General features: G+C 48.5%; 27 protein-coding genes and 2 pseudogenes. 18 read left to right on the forward strand and 11 right to left on the reverse strand.

The window, feature by feature from the left end; genetic code table 11:
- Nucleotides 1–38 precede the first annotated feature (38 nt).
- The gene (locus WC593_13575; protein MFA4826177.1) at nt 39–1,592 is read left to right on the forward strand and encodes a carboxylesterase/lipase family protein; all 1,554 of its coding nucleotides are present in this window, start codon (nt 39–41) and stop codon (nt 1,590–1,592) included.
- Nucleotides 1,593–1,611: 19 nt separating this feature from the next.
- Here WC593_13575 and WC593_13580 read toward each other — a convergent pair whose 3' ends face one another.
- Entirely contained in the window at nt 1,612–1,917 is a 306-nt protein-coding gene (locus tag WC593_13580) for a hypothetical protein (protein ID MFA4826178.1), read from the reverse strand.
- Nucleotides 1,918–2,463: 546 nt separating this feature from the next.
- Between WC593_13580 and WC593_13585 the strand changes: the two genes are divergently transcribed.
- The 5 genes from WC593_13585 to pap all read left to right on the forward strand — a co-directional run bounded on the left by WC593_13585 (nt 2,464) and on the right by pap (nt 7,203).
- The gene (locus WC593_13585; protein ID MFA4826179.1) at nt 2,464–3,753 is read left to right on the forward strand and encodes a 4Fe-4S binding protein; all 1,290 of its coding nucleotides are present in this window, start codon (nt 2,464–2,466) and stop codon (nt 3,751–3,753) included.
- 121 nt (nt 3,754–3,874) lie between these two features.
- Entirely contained in the window at nt 3,875–4,030 is a 156-nt protein-coding gene (locus tag WC593_13590) for a hypothetical protein (protein ID MFA4826180.1), read from the forward strand.
- 116 nt (nt 4,031–4,146) lie between these two features.
- Entirely contained in the window at nt 4,147–4,329 is a 183-nt protein-coding gene (locus tag WC593_13595; protein ID MFA4826181.1) for a hypothetical protein, read from the forward strand.
- Nucleotides 4,326–5,507 carry an O-phospho-L-seryl-tRNA:Cys-tRNA synthase gene (gene pscS / locus WC593_13600; GenBank protein ID MFA4826182.1) on the forward strand — a complete coding sequence of 394 codons (1,182 nt, stop codon included), beginning with the start codon at nt 4,326–4,328 and terminating at the stop codon, nt 5,505–5,507. The genes WC593_13595 and pscS overlap by 4 nt, the downstream gene beginning before the upstream one ends.
- 217 nt (nt 5,508–5,724) lie before the next feature.
- The gene (gene pap, locus WC593_13605) at nt 5,725–7,203 is read left to right on the forward strand and encodes a polyphosphate:AMP phosphotransferase (GenBank protein MFA4826183.1); all 1,479 of its coding nucleotides are present in this window, start codon (nt 5,725–5,727) and stop codon (nt 7,201–7,203) included.
- 276 nt (nt 7,204–7,479) lie between these two features.
- Here the strand turns inward: pap and thiI are convergent, their stop codons facing one another.
- Together thiI and WC593_13615 are read right to left on the reverse strand one after the other, a co-directional pair.
- Nucleotides 7,480–8,679 (reverse strand): tRNA uracil 4-sulfurtransferase ThiI, encoded by a 1,200-nt coding sequence (gene thiI / locus WC593_13610; protein MFA4826184.1) that lies wholly within the window; start codon nt 8,677–8,679, stop codon nt 7,480–7,482.
- A gap of 201 nt (nt 8,680–8,880) precedes the next feature.
- Nucleotides 8,881–9,261 (reverse strand): hypothetical protein, encoded by a 381-nt coding sequence (locus tag WC593_13615; GenBank protein MFA4826185.1) that lies wholly within the window; start codon nt 9,259–9,261, stop codon nt 8,881–8,883.
- Nucleotides 9,262–9,625: 364 nt separating this feature from the next.
- On the opposite strand from WC593_13615, the gene WC593_13620 reads away from it, so the two are divergent.
- From WC593_13620 to WC593_13635, 4 genes and pseudogenes are all read left to right on the forward strand, one after another.
- Nucleotides 9,626–9,865, forward strand: a complete 240-nt coding sequence (locus WC593_13620; protein ID MFA4826186.1) for an AbrB/MazE/SpoVT family DNA-binding domain-containing protein — start codon at nt 9,626–9,628, stop codon at nt 9,863–9,865.
- A gap of 101 nt (nt 9,866–9,966) precedes the next feature.
- Nucleotides 9,967–10,872: pseudogene (locus WC593_13625) on the forward strand (NAD-dependent epimerase/dehydratase family protein).
- A 190-nt stretch (nt 10,873–11,062) separates the two neighbouring features.
- Nucleotides 11,063–11,329: an AbrB/MazE/SpoVT family DNA-binding domain-containing protein gene (locus WC593_13630; GenBank protein ID MFA4826187.1), complete on the forward strand. Its 267-nt coding sequence runs from the start codon at nt 11,063–11,065 to the stop codon at nt 11,327–11,329.
- Nucleotides 11,323–11,571, forward strand: a complete 249-nt coding sequence (locus tag WC593_13635) for a type II toxin-antitoxin system RelE/ParE family toxin (protein MFA4826188.1) — start codon at nt 11,323–11,325, stop codon at nt 11,569–11,571. The genes WC593_13630 and WC593_13635 overlap by 7 nt, the downstream gene beginning before the upstream one ends.
- A gap of 334 nt (nt 11,572–11,905) precedes the next feature.
- On the opposite strand, the gene WC593_13640 is transcribed toward WC593_13635, so the two are convergent.
- From WC593_13640 to WC593_13650, 3 genes and pseudogenes are all read right to left on the reverse strand, one after another.
- Nucleotides 11,906–12,277 carry a hypothetical protein gene (locus WC593_13640; GenBank protein ID MFA4826189.1) on the reverse strand — a complete coding sequence of 124 codons (372 nt, stop codon included), beginning with the start codon at nt 12,275–12,277 and terminating at the stop codon, nt 11,906–11,908.
- A 290-nt stretch (nt 12,278–12,567) separates the two neighbouring features.
- A complete protein-coding gene (locus WC593_13645; protein MFA4826190.1) occupies nt 12,568–12,933 on the reverse strand; it encodes a hypothetical protein in 366 nt (121 codons plus the stop codon).
- Between the two features lie 267 nt (nt 12,934–13,200).
- Nucleotides 13,201–14,103 (reverse strand): annotated as a pseudogene (locus WC593_13650) (IS481 family transposase).
- 210 nt (nt 14,104–14,313) lie between these two features.
- Between WC593_13650 and WC593_13655 the strand changes: the two are divergent.
- The 3 genes from WC593_13655 (at nt 14,314) to WC593_13665 (ending at nt 15,488) form a co-directional block, all read left to right on the forward strand.
- Nucleotides 14,314–14,577, forward strand: coding sequence for a hypothetical protein (locus tag WC593_13655; protein ID MFA4826191.1), 264 nt, complete (start codon nt 14,314–14,316; stop codon nt 14,575–14,577).
- On the forward strand, nt 14,552–14,944 hold the full coding sequence (locus WC593_13660) for a PIN domain-containing protein (protein ID MFA4826192.1): 393 nt from the start codon (nt 14,552–14,554) through the stop codon (nt 14,942–14,944). Before WC593_13655 ends, WC593_13660 begins: the two co-directional genes overlap by 26 nt.
- Nucleotides 14,945–15,332: 388 nt before the next feature.
- Nucleotides 15,333–15,488 carry a hypothetical protein gene (locus WC593_13665; protein MFA4826193.1) on the forward strand — a complete coding sequence of 52 codons (156 nt, stop codon included), beginning with the start codon at nt 15,333–15,335 and terminating at the stop codon, nt 15,486–15,488.
- Between the two features lie 708 nt (nt 15,489–16,196).
- On the opposite strand, the gene WC593_13670 is transcribed toward WC593_13665, so the two are convergent.
- Nucleotides 16,197–16,433 carry a hypothetical protein gene (locus tag WC593_13670; protein ID MFA4826194.1) on the reverse strand — a complete coding sequence of 79 codons (237 nt, stop codon included), beginning with the start codon at nt 16,431–16,433 and terminating at the stop codon, nt 16,197–16,199.
- On the opposite strand from WC593_13670, the gene WC593_13675 reads away from it, so the two are divergent.
- The gene (locus WC593_13675) at nt 16,426–16,698 is read left to right on the forward strand and encodes a hypothetical protein (protein ID MFA4826195.1); all 273 of its coding nucleotides are present in this window, start codon (nt 16,426–16,428) and stop codon (nt 16,696–16,698) included. The two genes, WC593_13670 and WC593_13675, sit on opposite strands and share 8 nt — an antisense overlap.
- A gap of 231 nt (nt 16,699–16,929) precedes the next feature.
- Here the strand turns inward: WC593_13675 and WC593_13680 are convergent, their stop codons facing one another.
- Nucleotides 16,930–17,361 carry a PIN domain-containing protein gene (locus WC593_13680; GenBank protein MFA4826196.1) on the reverse strand — a complete coding sequence of 144 codons (432 nt, stop codon included), beginning with the start codon at nt 17,359–17,361 and terminating at the stop codon, nt 16,930–16,932.
- Nucleotides 17,336–17,590: a hypothetical protein gene (locus WC593_13685; GenBank protein ID MFA4826197.1), complete on the reverse strand. Its 255-nt coding sequence runs from the start codon at nt 17,588–17,590 to the stop codon at nt 17,336–17,338. The genes WC593_13680 and WC593_13685 overlap by 26 nt, the downstream gene beginning before the upstream one ends.
- A gap of 615 nt (nt 17,591–18,205) precedes the next feature.
- On the opposite strand from WC593_13685, the gene WC593_13690 reads away from it, so the two are divergent.
- The gene (locus tag WC593_13690; GenBank protein MFA4826198.1) at nt 18,206–18,424 is read left to right on the forward strand and encodes an antitoxin family protein; all 219 of its coding nucleotides are present in this window, start codon (nt 18,206–18,208) and stop codon (nt 18,422–18,424) included.
- Nucleotides 18,408–18,836, forward strand: a complete 429-nt coding sequence (locus tag WC593_13695) for a type II toxin-antitoxin system VapC family toxin (GenBank protein MFA4826199.1) — start codon at nt 18,408–18,410, stop codon at nt 18,834–18,836. The genes WC593_13690 and WC593_13695 overlap by 17 nt, the downstream gene beginning before the upstream one ends.
- A 429-nt stretch (nt 18,837–19,265) precedes the next feature.
- Here WC593_13695 and WC593_13700 read toward each other — a convergent pair whose 3' ends face one another.
- A complete protein-coding gene (locus tag WC593_13700; protein ID MFA4826200.1) occupies nt 19,266–19,796 on the reverse strand; it encodes a hypothetical protein in 531 nt (176 codons plus the stop codon).
- Complete coding sequence (locus WC593_13705) at nt 19,793–20,011, reverse strand: hypothetical protein (protein ID MFA4826201.1); 219 nt, start codon at nt 20,009–20,011, stop codon at nt 19,793–19,795. Before WC593_13705 ends, WC593_13700 begins: the two co-directional genes overlap by 4 nt.
- Before the next feature lie 882 nt (nt 20,012–20,893).
- Between WC593_13705 and WC593_13710 the strand changes: the two genes are divergently transcribed.
- Together WC593_13710 and WC593_13715 are read left to right on the forward strand one after the other, a co-directional pair.
- Nucleotides 20,894–21,832: an SDR family oxidoreductase gene (locus WC593_13710; protein MFA4826202.1), complete on the forward strand. Its 939-nt coding sequence runs from the start codon at nt 20,894–20,896 to the stop codon at nt 21,830–21,832.
- A complete protein-coding gene (locus tag WC593_13715; GenBank protein MFA4826203.1) occupies nt 21,805–23,052 on the forward strand; it encodes a nucleotide sugar dehydrogenase in 1,248 nt (415 codons plus the stop codon). The genes WC593_13710 and WC593_13715 overlap by 28 nt, the downstream gene beginning before the upstream one ends.
- Nucleotides 23,053–23,236 lie beyond the last annotated feature (184 nt).

The following is a 23,236-nucleotide window of genomic DNA, read 5'->3' on the forward strand; positions in this document are numbered from 1 at the left end:
TCCTTCCAATTGCTTCCATTATCACTGGAGAATCGGGCATGGCGGGTAAAATTGGGTGGGAGAAATCCCGTGTGGCTATACTGATCCTTTTGGCGATCCTCTTCAGTCTTGTTCTTGCTGCCGGATGCAGTCAGACTGCTGCAACGCCAGGAATCGTGAAAACCGATGCAGGCACAATCTCGGGAATAACGGATAATGGGATCACCGCATATCGGGGCATTCCCTACGCGGCTCCACCCACCGGAAACCTCCGGTGGAAACCCCCGGCAGAAGCAAAACCCTGGAACGGCGTGATGAACGCAACGTCCTTTGGGGCAATCTGTCCCCAGAACGTTTCAGACAATTCTTCAACGGGAACAAAAGCCCAAGCCATGAGCGAAGACTGTCTGTACCTGAATGTCTGGACACCGGCAAAGGATCCCTCAGAGAAACTGCCTGTTATGGTTTTCATCCATGGCGGGGCTTTCATCCAGGGGGCCGGCTCCCTCCCGCTGTACGATGGCAGCGCACTGGCAAAGAGAGGGGTGATCGTTGTCACGCTCAACTACCGGCTCGGAGCTCTTGGGTTCCTTGCCCACCCGGCGCTTGCCAACGAATCGGCCAATAACTCTTCGGGCAATTACGGTCTCCAGGACCAGCAGGCCGCCCTGAAATGGGTGCAGCGGAATATCGGGGCGTTTGGCGGTGATCCCTCCCGTGTAACTGTCTTCGGGGAATCGGCAGGGGCAACAAGCATCCTTTCCCACCTCTCAAGCCCGCAGGGTAACGGTCTCTTCCGGCAGGCCATTGTTGAGAGCGGGCCGCTCTGGACAAATGGCTCTTCTTTAAATATTGTCAGTTCCCGGGTTCAAGCCGAACAGGACAGCATGGAATTTGCCCGCACGCTGGGGTATACCGGGCCGGATGCGATCCGGCAGATGCGTGCACTGGACGCGATGACTCTTGTCAATGCAACACCCCATCCCAAATCAGCGTTCTGGGCCACCCACACCCTGAAGTTCAAGCCATCGGTTGACGGGTATATCCTTCCTTTTGCTCCTGAGGACCAATTCCTGAACGGAAAGCAGAACCCGGTCCCGCTCATTATCGGGACCAATGCCGATGAAGGAACAACGCTTGCAGCACAGACGGGTTTGAATGTCCCGGGGTACGAACGCTATATCCGGGACCGGTTCGGGAGGTATGCCGATGAAGTTCTTGGAGCGTACCCGGCAAAAACAGAAGGAGAGGTCCAGTACCAGATGGAACGGATTATGAACGACTTTGACTTTGCAGCAGCAGCAGAGATCATTGCCGGATCGAACGCCGGGATTGGCCAGGAAACCTGGTTGTACCGGTTCTCGTACGAGATGCCCGGCCAGCCGATGGGGACATTCCATGGCAGTGAACTATATTTTGTCTTCCGGCCGGCCGCAATGGACCCGGATCCCGTGAGCCGGAACGTTTCGGACAGGATGATGGAGTACTGGACGCAGTTTGCCCGGAGCGGCAGCCCGGATGGCGGGAAGAACGTTACGTGGCCGCAGTACACTCCTGCAACCGGAAAATACCTTGATATCGGGGAATTCCCCGTACAAAAAACCGGATATTGAGTGTGGGGGCGTTCCCCGGTCACATTTTTGACTGGTCTTTGGGCATTGCCGTACCGTTGAATCCCGGGCGTTTCGCACCAATGCCGAGCATAGGGTCCCGTTTCTTCTGGCGGGGCTTGTCCCCCGGTTTTGCCTCGGGAACTTTTGCAAGGAAACATTCGACCGGGTCCCTGCCGCCGGCGCAGGTCCGGTCCTTGAACTCCGAGCACTCCTCGCAGGTCGGCACCAGGGTCGGCAGCAGCGAGGGGAAATGGTTCTTCCAGAGCGTTGCATCAATCTTCCCGGTTTCGAGGAAACGCTGGATATGCCGTGCCGTATACTTCATGCCGGGAGTATGGGCGGCCCGGGGATTTATAGAATGAGGATGGGAATATGGTAATTTTACCGTAAAGAAATTCTTCCGTAAAAATGATAACCGGGTGAATGTTCCAACGGGGCAGGATCTCCCAAATCCTTTTCAACACCTTCTTTTAATGTTACATACGGAATACAGGGGCGTGCAGCGGCAGCGTGATTACGGTATTGTATGTCGATGACGAACCGGACCTGCAGCTTTCGGATTCCGGGGATTATACCGCAGGCAAAAAAATGGGTAATGATACAACAGGGCTTACTCCCGGTTTCCTGTATCGGCCCGGTACACGAGAAACCGGTCCTTCAAGAGACCGTATATCGTTTTTTTCTAAAAATCCCCTTCAGGAATTCCTCCGGTAGTACGAACCGGATCTGGTACTCCTATAAGAATTCATAGCATCCTTCACGGGAATAATATCGCAGTACGCGGATAAGATCCTCCCCTAACCATCAGACCAATATATACTCTTTTCACCAGCATCTGATTCTGATCATCCAGGAAAAGGAGGTCTACACCATGCAGATTACAAAATCCATCCGACGTTCCATAGGAACCGTCCTCCTTACTGCAGGACTCGCATATCCGGCGTGTGCCGCAGTGTGCCCGAAAGGGATAGGCGGATGCACCTCTCCGGGAAGGTGTTTCCTGTTCCTGGATGCCGATGGCAACAGTTTATGCGATTATACCGGACGGACCGGTTCTCAGACCGTGTCAAATGCCATTCCTTCCGGGCCTGGAACCTCTGCCCAGGTACCGGCAGCACCGCAACCGGATATATCCGCAACTCAAATGCCGGTACCGACAATGAGTTCGGTATCAGCGGATACAACAAACACTGTTATTCAGCAGACAACGTCCGGGGGATTTCTGGAAACCATCCACGTATCCGCGTTCCTGTCCGGCGTGATCTTATTCCTTGTCTTCACCGGTATCATCTTCGCTCTCCTGATGGCACGACTGCCCGGGACTCGTAAACAGGAAACCGGGACGGCACTTGCCCTTGTATCGCTTTTCGGCCTTAACCTTTCGCTGGTTGCGACTTCACTTCTCGCGGGGGGTACCGCGGTTGGAATCACATCCTCCCTGATCTACATGGTGGCTGGCCCGCTGCTCGTTGCATACCTTTGGCATGCCGGCAGGATGACCCAACGGATCATACTCCTATTAGCAGGGCTTGCCACGTTTGCCGGTTTCGTATTCCTGTCGCCGATAATGCCCCTGGAACTCGGGGGAATTGTGAATGTAATTACCGGAACCTCGGCTCTCAGTATTGCTATTATCGTGATCTGTGCTGTTATCCTGCTTGCACTCCTTGTGGGCCGGACGTTCTGCGGGAGCGTCTGCCCGGTGGGATCCCTGCAGGAACTGGCGTATATCATTCCGGTGAAAAAAATTGTTCCCCGTAAGAAAGAAATTCTTGAATTAATCCGGCTTGTCTTCTTCATAGCAACCGCGGCTGCTGCCATCTCTCTCATCGACCTGATGGCGTATACTGGCCTGTACGATCTCTTCTCTCTCACGCTCACTGCGGGATTTGCCGTTGCCGCAGGACTCATACTGCTCTCGGCATTCCTGTACCGTCCGGTCTGCCGGATTCTCTGCCCGTTTGGCGTCCTCTTCTCGATGTTTGCGGAGTTCAGCTGGTTCCGGCTGCAACGCACAGAGACCTGTATCGGGTGCAAAAAATGCGAGAGGGCCTGCCCTGCATCAACAGCTGGCAGGAACGATGGGAAACGGGAGTGCTATCTCTGCGGCCGGTGTACGGAAGCCTGCCCGGTACCAACAGCACTCAGGTACGGCCGGTGATTTCTGCCGCGATCACAGTTTCGGATCCTGTTGGGATTATGAATAAGCAGCTCGGTAAAAACGAACCTGCACGCAGGTTCACACCCGGACTATGAAAATTGTGTAAATAAAAACGCATTTTGTGGGCAGCGAGGACAGATCGGATTTTTACCATCTGATCCTGTCAAAGACCGGAGTCATCCCGGCACTCCAAAAAGCGTTCCTGAATGCGCTGGAGAGAGGGGATAACGATCCATCCCGCTGGAAAACAAGAAAACATTGGAACAAGATTGCATAAAGCCATAAGATCCAAAAGTCAAAAGCCGGTTTTTTTTGGACAGCGATACCGGTTTTCCGCACCTTTGCAGCGAGCGTTTAATTAATTCATCACCGTCCCAATAAGTATGTGATACTATGTCGAAACGGGCCGTTGATATGACATTCCAGGCGATCTACACGCTTACGGACCTCCGGGTATTGTTCCGGGAGACCGCACCCACCCATGCGCTTGATCCCCGCCAGCGGGCAGAAGCCGAACGGCTGCTCCAGAACCTTGAGCGGCAGGTTGCCTCGCTCAAACAGGAGATGCTGAAATGAGATGCGCAAATGGCATTGAAGCGCGGCAGGTCGACGAACTGTTCATCAACATCGATCCGATCCAGGCCGCCGGCCGGCTCACTGCCGATGCCATGAAAGCAGTCATGGCTTACGGGGACGGGTACTCGGTCTGCGACAACTGCCGCAAGCCAAACCGGCTCGACTACATCAGTAAACCCCCTATTGCTGAATTCCACAAGGATGTGGCATCCTGGCTTGGCATGGATACGGTCCGTACGGTTCCCGGTGCCCGCCGGGGATTCCAGGCAGTTGCAAATACGTACGTGCAGAAAGGCGACCCGGTCCTCCTCACCTCATTATCCCACTATACTGAATTCATGGCGGTTGAAGAAGCAGGGGGAATTCCCCGGGAGATCCCTGCCGACAGCAACAAAATTATTACTGCTGATGCAGCCGCGATGAAAATCGAAGAAGTCAAACGGGAATTCGGCCGTCCGCCCGTTCTTGCCTTTATAGATCATGTGGATTACCAGTTTGGCAATATGCACGATATCCGGTCAATTGCAAAAGTTACCCGCGAGAACGATGTCCCGATCGTGTACAATGGCGCATACACGGTTGGAACGCTGCCGGTGAACGGCAAAGATCTCGGTGTCGATTTCATTGTCGGGTCGGGTCACAAGAGCATGGCAGCACCGGCCCCCTCCGGCATTCTTGCGGCAACTGCCGAGCGTGCGGCCGAAGTATTCCGCACGACAACCATTGTCGGTGATGTCACGAACAGGAAATTCGGGATCAAGGAGCCCGAGATGATGGGCTGTACTCTCATGGGGGCAACCCTCATCGGCATGATGGCCTCATTTCCGCACGTAAAAGAACGGGTGAAACATTTCGATAAGGAACTGGAAAATAACCGGATCGTTCTCGATGCACTGCTTTCCATTGAGGGGACGAAGATCCTTTCAGAATTTCCCCGCAAACACACGATGACCCGGATCGACACCATAGCATCCTTCGATAAGGTCGCAGAATCCCACAAGAAGCGGGGCTTCTATCTTTCAGGCGCCCTTGAGGAAAAAGGGGTGACCGGCATTATCCCCGGGGCAACGAAAGTCTGGAAATTCAATACCTATGGCATGACCCGCATCCAGGCAGAATATCTCGGGAAGGTATTTGTCGATATTGCCCGCGAGAACGGCCTTGTGGTAAACCCGTAACGAAAAATCCGAAGATCGGAACATCTCACCCTCCATTTTTCTCTCCTCTCTTCTGAAATACCGGAAATAATCCTTTTTGCCGGCCCATAACAAATATTCTCTAAAAAACCAGTATCAGGATCTCCCGGCCGGGCAGGTAATATTATTACCAGCGATAGCCTACGAATCCGATGAACAGGATTGTATCTCCCTGACGGTTACAGGAGTCTTGGTACGGATGCTTGATAAAACCGATCTTACAAAAACTGCTGATGAGAGCACCTACGAAAAGACGCTCACGTCATTAAAAGAACGCCTTGGCATCCTCCAGCGCTCCCTGCGAGACCAGAATGTCCCAACCGTCATCGTCATTGAGGGCTGGAACGCTGCCGGCATCACCATGGCCGTCCATGAGATCGTCCAGGCTCTGGACCCCCGGGGATTTGCCCTCCATGCCATAGAGAAGCCCACCGAGGAGGAGAAGGCCCACCCGTTTTTCTGGAGATTCTGGCTTCGGACACCTCCCCGCGGGCGTATCGGGCTTTTTGCACGGAGCTGGTACAGCCGGGCGCTCTCGGAAGAGATGCAGAAACACACCTGGGAAAAATCCATGCTGGAGCCGGCAGTCCGGATAAATAATTTCGAGAAGAAACTGCACGATGACGGCACGATAATCCTCAAATTTTTCCTGCATATCACAAAGGAGGAACAGAAGCGGCGTCTTGAGGAGCGTGAACGAAATCCCCTCACCGCGTGGCTTGTCACACCGTCAATATGGAATGTCCACCGGCATTATGAGAACACGTATCCCCTGATCGATGAATTTCTTGAAAAAACCAACACCGAGTATGCTCCCTGGACCATCATTGAAGCAACCGACCGGCAATATGCGATCCTGAAAGTATACTCAATGATTGTGAAAAACCTGGAAAAAAGAGAGGAAGCCGGTAAAGAGACAAGAGCCAAAAAATTAAAACAGAAAGATCCCACCCGACCCAGGAAAAACCCGGTTATACGAAAATCCACGCCGGATAACGGGTACTCAAAGGAAGAATGCCAGCAGACCTTAAACAATCTCCAGATTGAGATGCTCGAGCTGCATTACCTTCTTTTCAAGAGGAAGATCCCCTTCATCATAGCCTACGAGGGGTGGGATGCAGCCGGAAAAGGCGGGAATATCACCCGGGTCACGCGATATATGAACCCGCTTGGATATTACGTGGTTCCTGTTGCCGCTCCCACTGAACACGAAAAACAGTACCACTACCTGAGACGGTTCATCAAACATTTTCCCACCGGTGGCGATATCGCAATCTTTGACCGGAGCTGGTACGGCCGGGTGCTTGTTGAGCGCGTGGAAAAATACTGTACAGAATCCGACTGGCAGCGGGCCTATGGCGAGATCAACGACATGGAAGAAGATTTCATATCTTCCACGGGCGGAGGGATGGTAAAGTTCTGGCTCGAGATAAGCAAGGATGAGCAGCTCAAACGCTTCCAGCAGCGGGCAAGTGATCCTCTCAAAAAATACAAGATCACCGATGATGACTGGAGAAACCGGGAAAAATGGGATCTGTATGAAGAGGCGGTTGATGAGATGCTGGCAAGGACGAGCACGGAGTATGCTCCCTGGACCGTTATTGAATCGAATGATAAATGGTATGCCCGGGTCAAGGCCCTGAACACGGTTATCCAGACCGCAAGGAAACTTCTATGAGCGGGTTGCCAGGAAAAATTCGCATTATTCGTTCTCTGATGAAATTCTGCACAGAGACACGAATTTGTCGTGAACCAAGAGGATCTCCCCCCGGGTCGTTTATCCCACTGAGGGGTAGGGAGTCATGCTCCTTTCTTCCTGAAAAATAAACACATACAAAAAAAGTGGCTATTCTTGGGAGATGAGCTATGCTCACAATTGATCTCAAAATGAATCCAGGATTTGGTTTTTTTATAGTCTGTGAGGAACCGGTCTTGTGCGTTTCAACAGAGCCGGTTATTCTGTAATCGTACCATTCAGCGCATTGACAAACCGCACATCCGAACAGGCCAGATTCACCAGCTTTGCGATTTCCATCTGATCTTCAAATTCCCGGACCTCATCAAGCACCGCCGCAGTTGCCGGCATCTTCGGCACTGCACGGCAGGCCAGGTCCCCGGGCGTTGCATCGAAAGTCCCGATCCGGCGGGCAAGGGTGATCGTATCTTCCTTGTCATAGGTGATAAGCGGGCGGAGGACCGGAACGCTCACTGCATCGGAGATAACCGCGAGATTCGGAAGGGTCTGGGAAGCCACCTGGCCGAGATTTTCTCCGGTAACGATTGCCTGTGCTCCTTCTTTTGTCATCAGTTCTCCGGCAACCCGCTGCATGAACCGCTTGCAGATAACGCAGCGGTACCGGGGCGGGACTTTCAGCCGGCTCATCTCATCGAACAGCAGTTCGTTCCTGGCAATCACCATCGACAGGTTGTTTCCGGCACACCAGAAAGAGAGTTTGCGGTGATTTTCAATTGCAGCGGAAGTCACGTCACTCCCGGCCCATCGCCCGGCATCAAGGTACAGGTGGGTAATCTCGCATCCCCGCTTCATCATCAGCCACGACGCCACCGGGGAATCAATACCGGACGAGAGCAGGACAAGCGCCCGTCCCTGGGTGCCCCAGGGCAGACCCCCGGGTCCCTTTATGCGGGAATCATAAACAAGGCCGCCAAAATCCCGCACTTCAACAAATACCTCGTACTCGGGAGTGCCGAGATCTACGGTGAGATTGGGGATGGTATCGAAGATATCAGAACCAATCCGGGCGCCGAGTTCCTGGCTGTCCAGCCCGGTCTTGTACTGGCGTTTTGCGCGAACGGCAAACGTTTTTCCGGACGTCAGGTGTTCAGATGCAAGCCTGACTGCACTGCGGGAAAGTGCATCGTATTCGCTGCTGGTAAGGATACAGATACTGACATCGATGATTCCAAATACCCGGGATACGATATCCGCAGTTTTTACCGGATCAGCCGTGTGGATCAGGATACGTCCGCGGGGGGTTTCATACCGGCAGGTTATCCCGAATGAGTTCAGGGCTTTTCTTATATTCCGCAGGAGCATGCCGATAAAGTGATGTTTTACCGGTTCGCTTTTCAAGAACAACTCGCCGTACCGTGCCATGACGATCTGTTCTTCTTCGGTATTTTTTCCGGTCATATCCTCTCTGCCTGCGTGCATGTTTCGGTTAGCTATTGCAGCTCAAGGGTGATAACCGTTGGCGGGCGAGTCAATTTATGTGTTCTGGAGAAACGCAGAAGAACAAATCCGGTTTATACCCGGATCAGGATAACCACAAAAAATATTCAATATGACAAAAAAAAGGTGGCTCGGGTAGAAAAACACCCGATTTTCCTATAGTCAGGAAGTCCCGGGTGAGCGGGATCCAAGTGGATATAGCGTGCGAATCTTCTGTTCAATTTCCGGCGTGAGAAAAAAATAGTCCGGCAGCGGGGCTGCATAGGAAGGCTGCAGAACAACCTCCTGGATTTCCTGATCGGAGATTCCTGCGAGAGTGTGATTCATTATTTCATAAAACAGCACAGTCTCGTTGCCGGCTTTAATCCGGCAGATACAGGTGCTGTCTGCGCCCGCCCGAATAAAGTAACAGGACGATCCTATGGTATGCGGGCAGGAATCCACGAGTTGTTTTTTTATAGGAATATACTGCGGGTCAGTTTTTCCGATGATGAAATATTGCGGGAAGAATGCACTTCCTTCAGGGTGATTTTCTGTCGACATCGTTATCAGGTACCCCCGTCGTTTCAGTTCATCAATGCAAATTAATAATCCCTGACTCTGGCAACAAGTATATGTATTCTGTTATTAAGAATATTTATCGGTTGTTAAAATAGTAATTATACCAGTTATGGATTTGACCCGGGTTTTTTTAACCAACTGAGTTTTTCCATATATGACGCAGGATATCAGACGGGAAGTAATTGAAGCATATTCCGGGAATTTCTTCTTTTTAGAAAAATGAAAAGCCGGATTAATCAGACCCGGCATTCCAACTAACTGGTGAGTGAGCAAATTCCCTATAATTGTATTATATCCGTCCAAATGATGAGATTATATTCAGTTAGATGTATCTTACCGATTCCGTATGAAAGCCAGCATTATTCATGTGAGCTCGAAAGGGCAGATTGTCATTCCAGCATCCATGAGAAATGGCTTAAAAAAAGGCGAAGAACTTCATTTCGTCCATGAGGGTGAACGATATTTTATAAAACCACTGAACGGATTTGAATCCGCATTGAAAAAAGATATCGAATTTGCAGAGATGACGGAACAATCACTTACCAATTACTGGAAAGGATTATTCAAGGTAAAGGAAAAACACTAGTCCATCAACGAACTTGCATGATGGTGAGAGTTGCCTGCCCACCAGGCTTTTAAAAACCAAAAAAAGATTCAGGATAATTTCGTTCAACCATAGTGATTTTCATGAAATACATTATTACCGGTGGTGCTGGCTTCATCGGCTCGCATCTTGTTGAAGAGCTGGAGAGGCAGAAGCACGAGGTCGTAGTCCTTGACAATCTGTTCTCAGGCAAGATGGAGAATATCGCACCATTTCTCAAAAAGGATGCAGTCTCTTTTGTGAAGGGAAGCATCACGGACCTTCCGCTTCTTCATAAGACATTTGAAGGGGCAGATGGAATCTTTCATCAGGGTGCGATCGCATCGGTTCCCCACTCAGTGGTAAATCCCCATCATACTCATGAAGTGAACCTGACGGGAACCCTCAATGTCCTAACAACCGCACGCGACTGCGGTGTAAAAAAGGTGGTATTCGCCTCATCTGCGGCAGTCTATGGCGACAATCCCGAGATGCCCAAGCGGGAGGATATGATAACCGATCCGCTCTCACCATACGCGGTATCAAAACTGGCTGGGGAACAGTATTGTTCGGTCTTCTCCCGGATATATGGCTCCGGTGTATTGCACTGAGATACTTCAATGTTTTTGGCCCCCGACAGGATCCCGGTTCCCCCTACTCCGGTGTCATCACAAAATTCATTGCTAATACACTTGCCCACCGTCCGCTGGTAATCTTCGGCAACGGTACCCAGACGCGCGATTTTGTATACGTAAAGGATGTTGTCCCGGCAAATATCCGGGCAATGCAATCCGGAGAACCGGGCATTTTCAATGTTGCATGCGGCCTTAGGATCAATCTGCGTGAACTGTCCGATATGATCATGGAGATTACCGGCAGTGAGGTTCCGGTTACATTCGGACCTTCGGCTCCCGGGGATATCAGGGACTCACTGGCAGATATCTCCCTTGCAAGGAATGCTTTGGGGTACGCACCAGAATATACCGTTAAAACAGGGCTGGCCGAGACCGTGAAATGGTTCCGGGAGCTGGGATAATTGAAGTATATCCCGGAATTTCATTCTTTTTTGGAATAGTGAAAAACCGGATTCATCAGACCCGCCATCCCAACTCACCGGTCAGAGAGCAAATTCCCTACAACTGTATTGTATCTGTCCAAATGATAATATCCTATTAAGTAAGATGTATCTTACTGATTAATATGGAAGCCAGCATTATCCGTATGAGCTCGAAAGGACAGATTGTCATTCCTGCATCCATGAGAAAAGGCTTAAAAGAAGGCGAAGAACTTCTTATCGTCCGTGATGGTGAACGATATCTCATCAAACCACTGGGAGGATTTGAAGCTGCATTAAAAGAAGATATCGAATTTGCAGAAAAAACGGAACAGTCACTTGCCGAGTACCGGAAAGGATTATTCAAGGTAAAGGAAAAACAAGAGTTCATCAACGAACTTGCATCATGGTGACAGTTGCCTACAGTCCGGGCTTTGAAAAAACCATCAGAAAGATCCAGGATCATTCCATCAAAGAGCGGATCAAAGCCCAGCTCATTAAAATTGTTAACCACCCGGAAACGGGAAAACCAATGCGATACTGCAAAAAAGGAACACGGGAAGTGTATATTCCTCCGTTCAGGTTGTCCTATATATATACAAAACAGCAGGATACCGTTATTTTTCTTTCGCTGTATCACAAAGATGAACAATAGGTTCATGAAGATCCGAACCCGGGATACAGTATTTAATGCACAGGATCTAAAAAGGATGCATATCACCCTGTTGAATTCAACCACAATTCTGTACCTGGCGTTTGCGTATTGATATCCAAAAAACAGGTGGCTGTACGGTCACCTGTTTTTGCAGGTCATCCGGGAAATTATCAGAATTACGGTTTGCCTGAATACAGGATTTGGAACAATCTTCGATAAACGATTGCACAGTACCATGGAAGGGGATACAAAAAAAGGTCCTGAATAATCCCGGTTATTAAAGGGGAGAGACCAGACTATTCCGGTTCAGCAGGATCTCCTTTCCCAAAAATGATTATTGATTAATGGTTATCACTTCGAATGAGCGACGGATTAGCAACGGGTCTATGGTTTCCGGAAGAATCCGGTACCGGTGCCATGTCCGTTCCGGCCCTCTCACCCAGAGTTCCCGGTAAATTCCTTCAGGGACCTTAAGCTCCCGCAACTCTCTGATTTCCTGTGCACAGGATCTCCCGATAGTTTCCAGTCTGAAACCGGCATACTTCAGTCTCCGGACCCGCACAAGACTTGTGCATCCCCGGTCGTGGATAATAAAGTCGAACGCAAGTTTTGCATCTGTGATCAGGCCAATCATGATTAATCCCCATCCAATTGCATGACGTTGGGCTTCAGTGATTGCAACGACCGGCTTGTATCCCCGGGTCATCCTGTCACCCCCTGCCTCATTTCATGTCCCGAAACATTCGAACAATTTTTTCCGGACGTGAGTTCGTTGAGCATTACATGTGATTGCAGACCGGTTTTTCCGGTCTTGTTTCTACATTCTCCTGATCCAATGGAGTTAGCGAGTTCATGCAGGCCACATTTTTCTGTCCTGTCAGGACGTACCTTTTCATCAATCAATCCCTTTGAGTGATTTATCAATGTATGTCTCCTGCCGCACGGCATTCAGAATCTCCGGGCAAGTACCAGAGCGTGCGCTATCCGCTGATACGATCAGAGAAGCGCTTTTGCAAAGCTGCTGCCCGTTTGAAGCAGTGGGGCAAAATATACCTCTGTCAGAGAGGGGTCTTGAATTTTGATGAAGGGAGAAAAACCGGTTGGCCCGTGTTTCTCATAAGCCACAGGAATGAGATCCTGTTTCTGCGATGTTCCGGAATGTACCGGATATCGTATCGCAACGCCCGTTTGATCGATTCTTGCCGAAACCCACCCATATTCACTATTTTTACCAAATACCGAAATAAAAAAACCGTCCATGGATGCGACCGGTGGCAGGTTCCGAAATTCCTCAATGAACAAAGTGTGCAAAAAATGCATCCTCCGGAACACCATTAAAGAGGAAGGATTTGTTACTGGCATTACCGATATTTTGTCGAATCCGGGTGCAGATTCGGACGGAAATTCAGATGGTGGACAGAAGACCCGGAAGAATGTGTTCACAGTGATCTGACGGGTGGAAACGGAGCCTATATTGAGCGTCTTTTTACTATGATCTGTTTAAAGAGGGAATTTCACATTACATATGATATGTATATCCGCATCGGATAGTTTGCAATTGAATCTGTTTCAGTTCATCAATAATTTCATTGATCTGAAAAAAAACAACTGTGATATCCCAAATTAATTTTACACATATAACCATTTCTTCGCATAATCCAAAATCCTCTCTGGAGGCAATCTGTACCAGAATACATTACACGGCTCATCTCAGTCAAGGCTCATGTGAGGTTTGATGACATTGTACCACCGAACGACTTTGTCAATTGAACCCAAACGAGGAATTTTCCGTTCAACCTCTCCAAAGAAACGCTCGATCTTCCCGTTGGTCTGTGGATGTTTTATTCGAGCGACAATGTGTTTGATTCCGTTTTGATCAAGGAACTCTCCGAAGGTGTGTCGGGCATTTTCCCGGTCGCGAGCTGAAACGAATTGCGTACCATGGTCCGTCAGGATCTCCCGCGGAGTCCCGTACTCAGTGAATCCCTGGTTAAGTACTGTAATGGTGTTTTGTGTGGTAGGAGAATCGAAGACACCGCAGCAGGTAATGAGCCGGGACGAATCGTCAATAAATGCGACAACCCAACGTTTGGTTCCGTCAATTTCGAACTCTTTTCAGTCCCCTTGCCACAGCGACATAGAATGAGCCCGTTCGTAGCGGACATACTTCCGTTGTTTGCGTTTCTTCATGTTCACCTCAACAAGCCCGTGCGAGAGAAGGACACGATAGATCCGGTTGTGAGGGATGTGGATCCCGCGTGTTTGTTCGATCTTTTTCTCAAGATGAACGGGACCGAGATCGTTCTCGTAATATGATTCCAGGATTATCTGTTCAGTTTCTGAATCGATAGGTTCTGGCTTTCTTCCAGGACAACGAAGTTCGGGGATTACCAGTCTCTGTTCGAATTGAGTGATTAATTGGTAAATCCGCTGGCGAGTGACTTGGAAATCCCGAGCTATCTCTGAAACCGGCTTCTCTTTCAGCCATTGCTTGATTAGTCTCTCGATATCCCGATCTGATAGTTTACTCACATCGATATTTACATTTGATGTCAAATGATTTCGGGATACTACACTGAAAAAAAACAACCGAAAGCCTTTAACGATGATTGATAAAATTTCAGATCATGTCAGGATAAGGGGAAAAATTTTTATTGTACCATATCCCGATGTAGGTCACTTCCACGGTTTGCGACTTTTTTGATACGAAATTTAATAATGTGTCCTGCTGTAGTCTATAGTATGACTCAGGCAATTCATCCCCCTCAAAATCTTGATCTGACCGTACGGAAAGGAAAAGTTTCTAAGACCACGATCCAGGTTACCCCTCATACCAAGGATTACCTGGATAAAATCAAAGAACAGTCCGGAGTCGAGACCTATGATCAGGCAATTCTGTTCCTGATCCGCGAGCGACGGAAACATCTCCCGTCGTCATTCGGAAAATTACCCGGTATCGGTCATTTTACCCGCGAGGAGGATGATTCTCATCGGATTCGTCATTGATACGTGGGTCTGGGTTGAATATTATCTCGGTGAAGATTCACGCGTGAATGAGTATATCGAAAATGACAGCCTCGACTTGTTCACGTCCACAATTACCCTCACCGAGATGATAAAATTCCTTCATCAGAACCACGAGAATCCGGAGAATATCCGTCATGTTGTTTCAGAGATAGGTATCCGGAGTCTTGTTATCCCGGTAACAGAAGATATTGCCATTCTTGCCGGTGAATTCAAAAATGAGGGATTTAAAGGTGGGATTGCCGATACCATCATCCTCGCAACCGCCCGATCCGGGGGTCATACCGTGGTCACCGGTGATCCTCATTTCAAAGCGATATCTGACGCCGTGTTCATTAAAACCGGCTGATCTTTTTTTATCCGTGAATCTGGTTATCCGATGGATGGTTTTTAAGAATCTCCGGGCAAGTACCAGAGCGTACACTATCCGCTGATACGATCAGAGAAGCGCTTTTCAAAGGCTGCAGCCTGTTTTCAGACCATGTGGCAAACATACCCCGGGAGAGAGGGCTCTTGAATTTTACTGAAGGGAATTAAAATCGCCGGGCCCGAATTTCTCCCAATTCCCTGGAATAAGATTGATTTTCTACGCTGTTTCGAGGGGATATACCGGATATCATATCACAGCGATCGTTTTATCAGTTATTGCCTACACCCATCATTATTCATCATTTTACCAATCCCCGGAATAAAAAACGTCCAAGGCTGCGACTGCTGGCAGGTTCCAGGATTCCTCAATGGACAAAATGTTCAAAAAATGTCTCCTCCGGAACACCAATAAAGAGAAAGGATTTGTTGTGGATTTTACCGAGATTTACGAGAATGGATTTGAGCGAATGTTTCTCTGGTGGACAGAAGATCTGAAATGGGTAATGTACTATTTCAGCCCCTAAATTCCGGAAGGATTTTCGGAGTGAAAACCGGTATAAATTGCATGCCTAAAATGTATTGTAAAAAGGACATCCGGTTGGTCCGGAAAACACTAACGCTCCAGGGGCTTCGCCCCGCCGCTATGGCGCCCCTGGGTGCGATAGTGCTGTATTATCTAAATGGGATCTTAGTTAATTCAGAGAAATCGCATGCGTCCCCGCCCCCAATGGGCGCAGGGCTGGCGCAAGGGGGGCGGATGATTGTTAGAGTGAGGTTCGGGGCTAGATTGGTACTTTACCCTCTGAAATAATATGTCCACCAGGATATTTCGGACTGAAAAGGTCCCGATTTTGAGCGTATTTTGGCGGTAGTTATCATAAAGTCATCCCAAGCCGGATGAGGGTATGCCCTGAAAAATTTTTGGGGATTTCGATAAAAAGGGATTTTGATCGTATATCATTTATAAGAACTGTACCAGTGCTCGTATTCCTTATGACTGGTGAAGCAGTGCAATATATACGTTCGATCTTCACTGATATCGTAAATTATTCTCGCTTGTTTCGTTACGTTCTCAACATGACAGGGAATGCCATGTTTCATATGTTTACGTGGGGGCCTGGCATGTATTTTTTCAAGATGCATAAGGAATACAGATTTCATGTCCTGATGCATTGTTGACAATTCTTTTTTGGCAGAATCGGAAAAAACAAGTTCCATAATTCGTAGAAACATCAGCCTTTGAGAATCTTCTGTATCTCAGCAAATGAGTGGGTTGAGTTCTTCTTAGCCTTCATCTCACTCACTTCAATCGTAACTGCTCTATGAACAAGCATGAGTTCTTCATCCTCAAGCATTCGTTCATAGGCGAGAATAGCCTGGCGGATAACCTCAGTCTGGTTTCCGGCATATCCTTTTTCAATGATCCTTTTTATTACCGCTTCATACGGGGAGCCAATGCTGATGTTCATAATTCACAACGCTATGTATATTGGATGGACATTTGATGATATAAAGGATATTCATACGATCCAATCCTTTACTGAAAGAATAGCGTTTTCTGGCTCTGCTGAAACGCTTTCGAGAGAGGGATTTTACTCACGGGTGGCAAGGGGATTTCCCCGGGAGTTGCCACCCCCTCCGGAAGTGTGGGAGGGACACGTTCCGTCACGATTAAGAATAATCGAACAATATGAAAATAAAAATTCACCAGAGCCCCGGTTTTCATTGATGTGAGGTGGCCTGACTAGCCGGAATGCATTCTTCACCAAAATTTTCCAACCAGAAAAAGAGCCATATTCGGCTGTATTTCAATTATCATTACCCTAAAGGACGAGCTTCCCCACGGATCGGATACAGGCCTCATGAATCGGGTAATATGCAATTCGCGGGATGATCCACTGGGAGAGAGAACATATAAAAAATGTAGCAATAATTAACGATAATTATTTCGGAACGGGACCTTGTTTACGTGAACGGGTTATTAACCTGTATCCACGGGATCTTTTTAAAATGCGAATCTTCTGTATAGATCATACCAACCGAGTGCTGTTTCATGGTTGCCGCAAGCAGGGCGTCCCAAAAGTGAAGAGAGTACGTGCGCCGGATATCGATTGCATCCATAATCGTTCCCGGGTCATAGCCGATCACCCTCCACCCATCGAACGAGACAATGTCCCGGATAAATCGTGTAACAACGGCATCCGGTACCGGGTGTTTGACTTTTTCAGTCATAACGACAGAGAACTCCGCAAGGTTTTGTACTGACACCGTGAGATCGATCTCGGAGCGCCAGCATTGCGAGAGAAGTTCCACAGCAACCGCCCGCTTCTCCGGCTCCCCGGCATCAAGGGCATAGCAGAGAATATTCGTATCAATAAGTGCCGGTTGTGCGGTCATAGAGGTCCTTTCGTTCCGTACAGGCATGCCTGCCGAGATGATATCCGGTTTCCAGAAGTGCAAGAGCGTCGCGTGCGATCTCATCCTGGGTCTGGTTATTCACCCAGCTCTCCAGGGCCTCGGCTGTTGCCTTGCCAAGGTATCCTTTCCGGTCCCCGAGCTTCTTCTTTGCTGCCTCCCGGAAACGTTTCTCGATATCATCATTGATGCTTATCGTAATGGTGCCCATATGTGTTTACGTGCGTTTTTAGATTATTTAAATAATTTGAGAATGTAAATTTAGAGAGTCTGGAGAATATTTACATCATCAAAATGGGGGAACAAGGTGTACTCTCCATTCCGGATAATTTATCCGGCCATACGGGGGAGTTATGATCTATGAAACGGAAAAGATTGCACCAGATAATCCGGCTGAATGGCTGAATCGTGCAAAAAACAATCTGGCTCTTGCAAAACAGCATTCCCGTGAAATTTATCCGGAAGACCTTTGCATCCGGGTCCAGACAGCAACAGGGAATGCGATAAAGGCGGTTTACATCTATAGAACGTGGCATTCACCTATATCCTGATATCTCGCAGCTTTTGGCAGCTCTTGGAGAAAATGGTACCGTCATCCCTCAGGAGATAAAAACTGCCTCCACACTCACGCTCTATGCAGCTCAAACCCGATATCCCGGACTGGAGGGTCCGGTCAGTGATGACGAATATCATGAAGCTCTGGTGTTAGCAGAACGTGTTGTTGTTTGTGAGTCATAATGACGGGTTCAATTATCTTGAACCAACAAGTTATTTGCCGTAAAATGTAATCCTAACTATAAATGCAATAAATGGGGGTGGTGCAATTATGACAAGGGCGATTGAAGTTGTGTACGAAAATAATGTTTTTAAACCGATTGAGCCGGTTGAAGGTATTAAAGAACATGAGAGAATGGTCGTGATATTCTCCCGACGTCCAGTCAAAAAAGGTCTTCGGAATTTAGCAGGAACAATAACCCATGACGAATCACGGGCAATGCAGAAATGTATTGATGAGGAGTTTGAAAGGATTGAAGGAAGTTGGTAAATTAGCGTTAGATACCAATGCTGTCATCGCCTACCGGGAGGGTATTCCTGACGTATGTAACCAGGTCGATGAAGCAGATGCAATCATTTTACCGGTTACTGTTATTGGCGAACTCCTGTATGGTGCATTAAACAGTACAAAAACCAGACACAATGAAAAATTTGTATATAAATTTATCGAGTATTCTCTTGTAATGCAGATCGACGAAGCCATTGCTGCACGGTATGCCACAGTTCGTTTTGATCTGAAGCAACGGGGGAATCCAATTCCTGAGAATGATATCTGGATTGCAGCAGCATGTCTCGTTCTTGAAGTCCCATTGCTCAGTAGGGACGCTCATTTTAACCGAATTTCCGGATTAAAGGTCATTTCCTGGGAAAATACCGTGGATACAAAAAACAATAGAGGATAGCGAAAATCTCACACTTTTTTATCCGGACAAACGTGCATGTTGACTCCGGTAAAAGAATCAGAATCTATCCGGGACTATGGGTTACATCCACAAAACTTCTTTTTTTTAAGAGCTATCGCCAGACCGTATGATTGTTTTTAACAGATAAAGCCAAAAACGAGAGTTTTTAGCATATTAAGAGGGATGACGAAACGATACATGTCTGTCCAAAGGACCACGCCAATAATTTGAAAATAAACTGGAAAAAAAGAGGGGGGTGTCACAGATAACTCTGCCGTAACCCGGCAGAATTACCCGGTTCCGGATTGTGTGCACCCTTTTTGTCGTTTGAATATCCTCTTCCGGAATATGGTACCAGAGTAAGGTGCGATCCCCAGACCCGGAGTTTTCGGTAGATCCCGACCAGCATGGATAGTTCCCACAAATCGTTTATTTCCTGAAGGCAGTAATCCCCATACCATCCGTCAGTTCCGGGCCGGGATCCTTTTGGGTGATTATTGGTGTTGCAGGCAGACGGGCCTCGTATGGGATTCCTATAACCCGTGACGGGGAGTCACGGTGTACCGGATCTTCAATGATACTGAATGATTTGACTTCGGGTACCGTTTCCGGCGGTTTGACGCCAATTCCAATCTCTTGTACGGTTTCCGGCAAAACCCGGTACCGGTGAAATGCCCGGGCCGGGCCCCGTACCCAGAGCTCCGGGATCAGCTCTTTCATCAAAGAACGATCCCTTAATTCCTGGATCTGCTGCTCACAGGCACTCAGGATGTTTTCAATCCTGAACCCCGCCTGTTTGAGTCTCCTGACCCGGACAATGATCGTCACCCCGTCCCGGCGGACCACGAAGTCGAACGGAAGCACTGTTACCGTTTTAAGTTCGATCAGTATGAACCCTGCTGCAACCGCCGCACGCTTTGCCTCGCCAATCGCAACAACCGGCCTCTTTCCCCGGCTCATCCTGCATCACTCCGGATTGACTGGTGTGCCAGGTGCTCCAGCCGGAAATAATCCGGTGTCCCGGTCTGTTCGACATACCGTACCTCAGGAACCCGGGAGGTTCGCGCAGTATGACTTCTCCGGCCTGCCCCGGAACCGGTACTATTTTCCGTGCGGAGGGTTCCGCTGCAGTAATTCGTCTCCCGTTTCTCTGTATTCTCTTTTGTGTGTGTCATGTCATGCATTTCCTGCCGCGTGCCGGACAATCGCCCGGGCTGAACGAAAGCGTACGCTATCCGCGATACTTCCGGAGAATGTTTTTTGGTGATCTCGTCCGCTTTTACGAAAGCGTACGCTATCTGCGATACGGTCCGGAGAAAGTCTTCGCCGATTCCGTCCGGCCCTGAGGTCCGGCCGTGTGGCAAATTATACTCTGTCAGAAAGGGTTCTTGAATTTTGCTGAATGGAAGAAAATTCGGGGCCGGTCAACCGGCCCTATCTCCCGGAATACGATTATTTTTCTACCCCATTTGAAGTTATCTGACAAATATCGTATCGCAGCACTCGTTTGATCGATTATTGCCCTTACCCACCATTATTCATCATTTTTGCCGATTCCCGGAATAAAAAAAATCGTCCATGGATGCGACCGGTGGCAGGTTCCGGGATTCCTCAATGAACAAAATGTGCAAAAAATGCATCCTCCGGAACACCATTAAAGAGGAAGGATTTGGTCCTGACTTTACCGGTATTTTGTCCAATCCGGGTGCAGATTCGGACGGAAGCTCCTCTGGTGGACAGAAGACCTGAAATACGGTTTTCACCGGGATATGCCGGGCGGAAACGGGGGCCGATTCGGGGGTATTTTTGCGGATATGCATTCAAATCAACAGGGGTTTTATGGCACGCAGGTCTGCAACAGGATAAATAGTATTTTTTTAAGGTTATCCAAAGAGAATGGAATCGTTCCCCATTATTGAACCGTTCAATTAAATTATTTCAGATACAAATAATATTAGTATAATTTATTATTACATGGTGGTTTCCCTTTCCAAAAGGTTCCGGAATGGGATGGATTTCATCAGAGCAACACCCGTCAATTCACTGAGGAGGGTTACATGAAATATCTCGTTACAGGAGGAGCAGGATTTATCGGTTCTCATATTACCGACAATCTTTTAGCATGCGGTCATGAGGTAATAATTCTCGATAATTTTTTTTCCGGCAGGAAAGAAAATATCTCTCACCTGGAGGACAATAGCAAAATCCACATAATTAACGGGAGCATAACCGACCCGGCAACCCTTAAAACCGCCTGTGAATCCGTTGATGGCATTTTTCACGAAGCGGCGATTGCTTCCGTTGCACGGTCCGTGAACAACCCTGTTGCAACAAATGAAGCGAACATTTCCGGCACACTCAATGTTCTTGTTGCAGCGCGTGATGCCGGGGTAAAAAAAGTGCTCTTTGCCTCTTCATCGTCCGTGTATGGCGACACTCCGACCCTTCCAAAGAGGGAATCCATGTGTCCCAGCCCCAAATCACCGTATGCCGTATCCAAGCATGCCGGTGAAGAGTATTTGCGGGTATTCTCGGAACTTTATGGATTAAAGACACTCTCTTTCCGGTATTTCAATGTCTTTGGTCCCCGGCAGGATCCAAAATCAGATTATGCTGCAGTGATCCCGAAATTCATCACCCGCATCCTGGCTCATGAACGACCGATAATTTATGGCGATGGTACTCAGACCCGGGACTTTACGTATGTAAAAGATGTAGCAGCAGCAAACGTCCGGGCAATGGAGAGTTCGGCTGAAGGCGTCTGCAACATTGCCTATGGGCAGCAGATTGATCTTAATTCCCTTGCAAACATGATCATGAACCTTACCGGAATCGAGACATCACCGGTTTATGAGCCCGCCCGCCCCGGGGATATCCATGATTCGCTTGCGGACAGTACCCGTGCCCGCGAAGCATTCGGCTACAGCCCGGCATATACGGTAAAAACAGGATTACAGGAGACAGTACAATGGTACAAGGACAGAATGACCGCGTGACGGTCTGTGTAATAGGCCTTGGATATGTCGGCTATCCTCTTGCGGAAGCATTCTCGCAGCACGTGAAAACGATTGGATTTGATATTGATACAAATAAAATCAATCAGATCCGGAAATCAGGATCAAAGATCTCTGCAACAAGTAACCCGGAAGATATCCATAACGCGGATTATATCCTGATTTGCGTGCCGACACCGGTCTCAAAAAACAAACAGCCCGATCTCTCCCCGGTCAGGGGTGCAGTTACTATTGCCGGTAAACACCTGAAAAAAGGTGCAACCGTTGTTCTTGAATCTACCGTGTACCCGGGTGTAACGGAGGAGATTATCCGCCCCATTCTGGAGAAAGAATCCGGTATGAAATGCGGGGAAGGGTTTCGGATCGGTTATTCCCCGGAACGGATCAATCCCGGTGATGATGCTCACGAGCTTGCAAAAATTACCAAGATTGTTGCCGGCATGGATGATGAGACCCTTGAGGACCTTGCCCGCCTCTATGGCAAAGTAACGACCGTATACCGTGCAAAGAGCATCCAGGTTGCCGAATCAGCCAAGGTCATTGAGAATATCCAGCGGGATCTCAATATCGCGCTTATGAATGAACTAACCATTATCTTCCACCGTCTCGGCATTAATACGGCGGATGTCCTGGAAGCAGCCGGAACAAAATGGAATTTCATGCATTTTACACCTGGTCTTGTCGGAGGCCATTGTATTCCGGTTGATCCCTACTATCTGGTTGCCCGGGCTCAGGAATACGGGTACCATCCCCAGGTGATTCTTGCCGGTCGCGCAATCAACGACTCCATGCCAAAGTATGTCGCGGACATGGTGGTCAAGGGGCTGAATAATGCCGGGAACGTTATCAAAGGTTCAGATGTCCTGATCATGGGACTTACCTATAAGGAAAATGTTCCGGATATCCGTGAGTCCCCCGTTGAAGAGATGGTAGCGGAATTAAAGGAATTTGGTGTAACGGTTTACGGGTATGATCCTTTGCTGCCTGACAGCGTGATCCGGAAATTTGGTGCTATTCCTCTTCCGGCGCTCGACAAAAAAGTCGATGCCATCATCATTGCCGTTGCTCATGATGAGTTCAGGTCCATGAAAATTGATCACATCCGTGACTTGATGAATGCCAACCCGGTTCTTGTGGATGTCCGTGGCATGGTTGACCGCGAAGTGGCAGAGGAGAATGGGATTTCCTATTACCGGTTGTAACAGCAGGTTTTTTCCCAATTGAACGCTTTTTTTCTCATCATTTGTTTATTAATTGCAACAAATGGGGGTAGGAAAACCGTTCACATGAGATGTACAAGTTTTAAGAAGAATTCTCTTGACCTCCATGTTATTCTTGCCTCATTTTTTTACTTATAATATGAATAACTATCATTTTATTTGAAGA

The sequence above is a fragment of the Methanoregula sp. genome (assembly GCA_041645435.1).
Taxonomy (GTDB): Archaea; Halobacteriota; Methanomicrobia; order Methanomicrobiales; family Methanospirillaceae; genus Methanoregula.